Raw genomic sequence first — 5,587 nt, 5'->3', positions numbered from 1 at the left:
AAGGCTGAGGATTCGATCGCGAACAAGGAAGAGCTTCCGGAGGGCACCAAGTACTCCTGGAAGGATGCTCCGAAGACTGACACCTCTGGTGACAAGAAGGCTGTCGTTGTTGTGACCTACCCTGATGGTTCCACCGATGAGGTGCCGGTGACGGTGAAGGTTGCCAAGGATCAGGCTGAACAGTTCGACCCGCAGGGCAAGGACCAGGAGGTTGCGAAGAACTCCGAGCCGAAGGCTGAGGATTCGATCGCGAACAAGGAAGAGCTTCCGGAGGGCACCAAGTACTCCTGGAAGGATGCTCCGAAGACCGACACCTCTGGTGACAAGAAGGCTGTCGTTGTTGTGACCTACCCTGATGGTTCCACCGACGAGGTGCCGGTGACGGTGAAGGTTGCCAAGGATCAGGCTGAACAGTTCGACCCGCAGGGCAAGGGACAGACGGTTGAGACCGGCAAGAAGCCGGAACCGAAGGACAACGTCGAGGATGCGGATAGCCTGCCGGAGGGCACGACGTTCGCATACAAGAAGGACCCGGATACCTCTACCGCTGGCGACAAGCCGGTCACCGTCATTGTGACCTACCCGGATGGTTCCACCGACGAGGTGCAGGCCACCGTGAAGGTGGAGGATCCGAAGACGGAGGATCCGAAGCCTCAGCCGGAGCAACCCAAGAAGTCTGACGCTGACACCTATGACCCGCAGGGCAAGGGACAGACGGTTGAGACCGGCAAGAAGCCGGAACCGAAGGACAACGTCGAGGATGCGGATAGCCTGCCGGAGGGCACGACGTTCGCATACAAGAAGGACCCGGATACCACTACCGCTGGTGATAAGCCGGTCACCGTCATCGTGACCTACCCGGATGGTTCCACCGACGAGGTGCAGGCCACCGTGAAGGTGCAGGAGCCGAAGAAGGAAGAACCGAAGCCGCAGCCGGAGCAGCCGAAGAAGTCTGACGCCGACACCTACGAGCCACAGGTCCAGGACAAGACCGTCGCTCCGAATGAGGTCCCTGAGGCAAAGGATCACGTCACCAACGTCGACGAGCTGCCGGAGGGCACGACCTTCGAGTACGAAAAGGCACCGGACACCTCCACTGAGGGTGACAAGCCGGTGACGATCGTCGTCACTTACCCGGATGGCACCACCGACAAGGTCACTGCCAACGTCAAGGTGCAGAAGAACGCGACCGACGCCGACAAGAACGACCCGCAGGGCCAGGACCAGAAGGTCAAGACCGGCGGTACCCCGCACGCGAAGGGCAACATCAAGGACGCCGACAAACTGCCAAAGGGCACGACGTTCAAGTACAAGGAGACCCCGGATACCTCGAAGCCGGGCGTCTACGACGTCACTGTTGTTGTGACCTACCCGGACGGCTCCACCGACGAGGTGCAGACGACCATCACCGTCGGCACCGACGCTGAGCGTTTCGTGCCGGAGTACGACAAGGTCACGGGCGTTCCGGTTGATGGCGAGAAGGACACCAATGACCCATTCGGCGTCAAGACGCCGGTGAAGAGCGTTAAGGCGAAGAAGCCTGAAGGCGCCGACAAGTGGGCGTTCACCCCGCAGGACAACGGTGTGCTCAAGGCGAAGGCGCCGTCGCTGAAGGATGTCTCCGACGAGTTCAAGGCGAAGCTGCCGGAGCTCAAGAGCACTGACGTCGAGAAGCGTTGGGATAAGTTCTTTGAAACCTTCACACCGTTCGCTCGCCCGTCTGTTGATGTTGACTTCACCTACGAGGACGACTCGACGAACAGTGCGAGCGCCAACTTCGACCTGATCGGCAAGGACGGCAAGTCGCTGCTGGATCCGAATGGCGACTTCGATGGCGACGGCGTCACGAATGAAGCTGAGGTCAAGGCTGGCTCCGACCCTGCGAACGACGGCGAGAAACCGGAAGCTCCCGACACCACTGCTCCGACGGTGAACCCGATTACGGCTGGTGACACGAAGATCTCCGGTAAGGGCGACCGCCCGAACGAGACGATCATTGTCACGTTGCCGAATGGCAAGGAACTTGAGGCCACGACCGACGCGAACGGCAACTGGTCCGTGAACCTGCCAAAGGGTGTTGAGCTCAAGCAGGGTGACAAGGTCAACGTGAGGGACGGCCATGGCAATATGGCGAAGACCGTCACGGTTGCTGGCAAGGTCAACGCTGGCGCCTGTGCCGCAACCGCTGTGGGCTTCGGTCTGCCGTTGATCGCACTGCTGCCGTTAGGCCTGGCTTCCCAGATTCAGATCCCTGTTCTGAGTGACCTCGCCGGCCAGGTTGAGGCGCAGCTGCAGGCTGCGAACACCCGCATCCAGCAGCAGGCTGGCATCTTCAACCCGGAGATGGCACGTCAGGCGGAGCGCATCAACGCCCAGCTGCGCACCGTCGGTGCGGACCTCGGCATGGTTGTCGCTGGCATCGCGCTGATCGCTGCTGGTGTCCTGGCAGGCACGTTCATTTACGACGCCTGCAAGCCCGGCGGACCAAGCTCCTCTGTGAAGGATCTGGAGCTGAAGGGCTCCTCCGGAAAGTCGGTGAAGCTGTCCTCGAAGTAGGACAACAACGTATCGACGTCCACTCCGAAAGCACCTGAAACCGATACGCCGAAGACATAAAAGGATGGTGATGTAGCCTCCTCCCCCATGCAGGGGGCTACATTTCGTAAATCTTGCCTAAAGTCTTGGTAAGAAAATTACAGTTGTTGCCTATTGTGTTTACTGCAATAGGCAGCAACTTTTACTTTTGCGTAATTGGCCGTAATTGTGTCGACAATTATTAACATTTGTCTTCCAGTTTAATTGAACTGGTCCTATTGGAACTGCGTCGATGAGTTCCATTTATAGTGACCAAAATGTATCACTAGAAAAAATTACTACATTCCACCTGTGCTTATCTGGCATTTGTACTTCTTTGTGGTTGAGAATTAGAAAAGCCCTGTGGGGGTCCTGCATTTTCCATAGATTGATACAATTTACAGCGAGTGACTAATCGTTGACCACTGTCTACGTCCACCACCTGCAGTTTTGTGGTTTTACTAGACCTTGGCTGACAGGTAGGTAGTCACATTGATTAGATCATATGGAAGGAATGTTTATGCGAGGCCAATTTAAGGCACGTCGTGGCACGTCGATTGCTGCGGCTGCGTTGTCATTTGCATTGGTTGCGCCGCTGGCGCAGCCGGTTGCGTTTGCGCAGGATGTGCCAGTTGTAGCGGCTGGTGCTGAGGCGCCTGCAGAAGCTAAGGGCAAGAACCAGCAGGTGCCAAACGCTATCTACACCAAGGGTGGGTGGCGTGACTACTACGGCTACCACGGCTACGCCTACATCAACAAGAACGGTAGTCCGGACAGCCGGGATGACCGTGACGAGCCTTTGAAGGGCAATGTCATCTACCTGCAGTATGTGAATGGGAAGGGCGAGGTTTCCCCGACGTTCTACACGCTGACAGACTCCGAAGGCCGCTTCTCCTTCGACCTGTCAGAGAAGGTCACCAACGAATACGATGCACCGGCATTCCATTTAGCTGGCGTTCAGGGCGGCAAGACCCGCGTCCGCGTGTGGGGTGAGAACCCAGATAAGGACAAGTACTCCGTCGTGATGGCCGGCGATATGCAGTCGGGCCGCTACACCACGCGTACGGATCGTACTCAGGAGTCGTGGAACTTTACGGCTGGTCCGTCTGGTTCGCGTATTACTGCTGGTCGTTTCGTGCTTGAGGAGAAGCCGAACCATGTTGGTTGGTTGGCGAAGCCTGAGTCCGAGTGGACGCGTGCGCTTGATGGTGAGACGGGCCAGCCGACGGTGGATGGTCAGTTCCCGGACTATGGCAAATTTGGTGCGATCGACAGTCTTGCTGCGCCGAACCAGTCGCAGGTGTGGTGGGAGTCCGGTGAGGATGCAGGTTCGCTGCCGGGCTACTACAAGTACCAGCCTGGTCAGGGTGACCGTGCCGCTGGTGGTGTCGAGATTGTTGCCTCGTACCTTAATGATGAGGTCGCGCGTGAGATTGACGCGTGGAAGGACGCCAATGATGGTTACACGCCTGAGCAGGAGCGTGCGAACCAGGAGCGCATTATCAAGGCGTACCAGGCTGAGCACGGCGAAGGTTCCCATATTGCTGAGACGGTAGTGGTGCCGTCGAAGGCTGACGGCACGATTTACCTGCCGTTTAAGGGCACATATGGTGTGTCTCGTACGCAGGAGAATCAGAAAGCGCAGGTTTCCAACAAGCTTGCTAAGGGTGACTTTGGCAAGGTTGCTGAGACGTTTGAGACTGAGACTGGTGCTGCTCGGTATGGTGCGTTTTCTGGTGGTGCGATTAACTCGGCGAAGCGCCGCCACATCAACACTGATTACATGTACATCTATCCTCGTATCGAGGGTCGGGATGTGAAGAATTCGGCGTTCCCGATGAACATGTTCCAGAATTACACCGATCAAGGTGGCATGACTGCGGGCTACAAGATGACTGGTCTGCAGTTCCCGTTGATGTCTGTGCAGCCGATCTTTGATATTCCGGAGTACAACTCGTATGACAATAAGGGTCGTGCCGGGTCCAAGGTGACCACCAAGACTGCTGGGTTGGTGCCGAATTCGGATTATGCGATCCGTTGGTACGCAACTGGTCCGGATGGTAAGCAGACTGAGATCAAGGATGCGATGTGCATCGCTAAGAGCGATGACAAGGGTGTTATCCCGTCGTGTGATTTCCAGGCGCCTGAGGATCTGAAGGCAACCACGGTCTACACCGCTGCCGTCGTTGACTATGACCCGGTGTCGAAGAAGGCGTCGGATCAGTGGGAGATGGCGGATTCGTTTACCGCTGTTGTTCCTGAGCAGCTTCCGTTGGGCTCGCGTTACGATACGTACTCGGCCGATAAGGTAGCGCCGTTGTTCAAGAAGCTGCCGGAAAATGTCGCTGAAGGTGCTGCGCCGAAATACTCGGCGGAGGGCTTGCCTGATGGCCTTGAAATTGACCCCGAGACCGGCAAGATCACTGGTACGCCGACGAAGGCTGGTACCACTGAGGTGACTGTGACCCGTACGGTTGATGTTGTGGTTGAGAAGAACGTGCCGGTCGTTGATGAGAATGGCAACCCGGTCTACGAAAATCCGGACGAGCAAGATCCGGAAAAGCGCGTCGAGAAGACTGAGAAAAAGACGGTTACCGAGCCTCGCCAGGAGAAGGTTGTTACCAAGATTGTGGTAACGGATTCCCCGCTTGCAGCTGGTACGGCTGGTACGAAGTACACCCAGGAAGTGAAGCCGGAAGGCTTCGGTCCTCTTCCGCAAGGCTTTGAAGTCAAGAAGGACTCCATCACGGTTGAGGGTCTTCCGGCCGGTTTGGAGTTCAAGGATGGCACAATCACCGGCACCCCGACGTCTGCGGTTGAGGCTTCTGAGGAGAAGCCGAACGTGACGGTGAAGTACGTGCTGGTTGACCGGGATGGCAAAGAGACTGAGCACACTGATGTTGTGCCACTGAATATCGCGCCGACGACCGATGTGTTTGAGCCGAAGTATGAGGACGGTAAGGGTAAGCCGGGCGAGAATGCTACGGTTCCTGCTCCGAAGTTCACTGACAAG

2 protein-coding genes are annotated in these 5,587 nt (G+C 57.0%); both read left to right on the top strand.

Annotation, left to right across the window (positions count from 1 at the left end; all coding sequences use genetic code 11):
* Window positions 1-2,556: Rib/alpha-like domain-containing protein (locus tag QP752_RS11125; protein ID WP_284805527.1), on the top strand; the 2,556-nt coding region annotated here is incomplete at its 5' end.
* Between the two features lie 538 nt (window positions 2,557-3,094).
* Window positions 3,095-5,587, top strand: a 2,493-nt coding sequence (locus tag QP752_RS11120) for a putative Ig domain-containing protein (RefSeq protein WP_284805526.1), incomplete at its 3' end; no start/stop codon positions are given.

It is taken from the genome of Corynebacterium sp. UMB10321 (assembly GCF_030228725.1).
GTDB classification, from domain to species: Bacteria; Actinomycetota; Actinomycetes; order Mycobacteriales; family Mycobacteriaceae; genus Corynebacterium; species Corynebacterium pseudogenitalium.
Note: the sequence above shows the minus strand (reverse complement) of the source record. Positions and strands in the feature narration are given on the sequence as shown.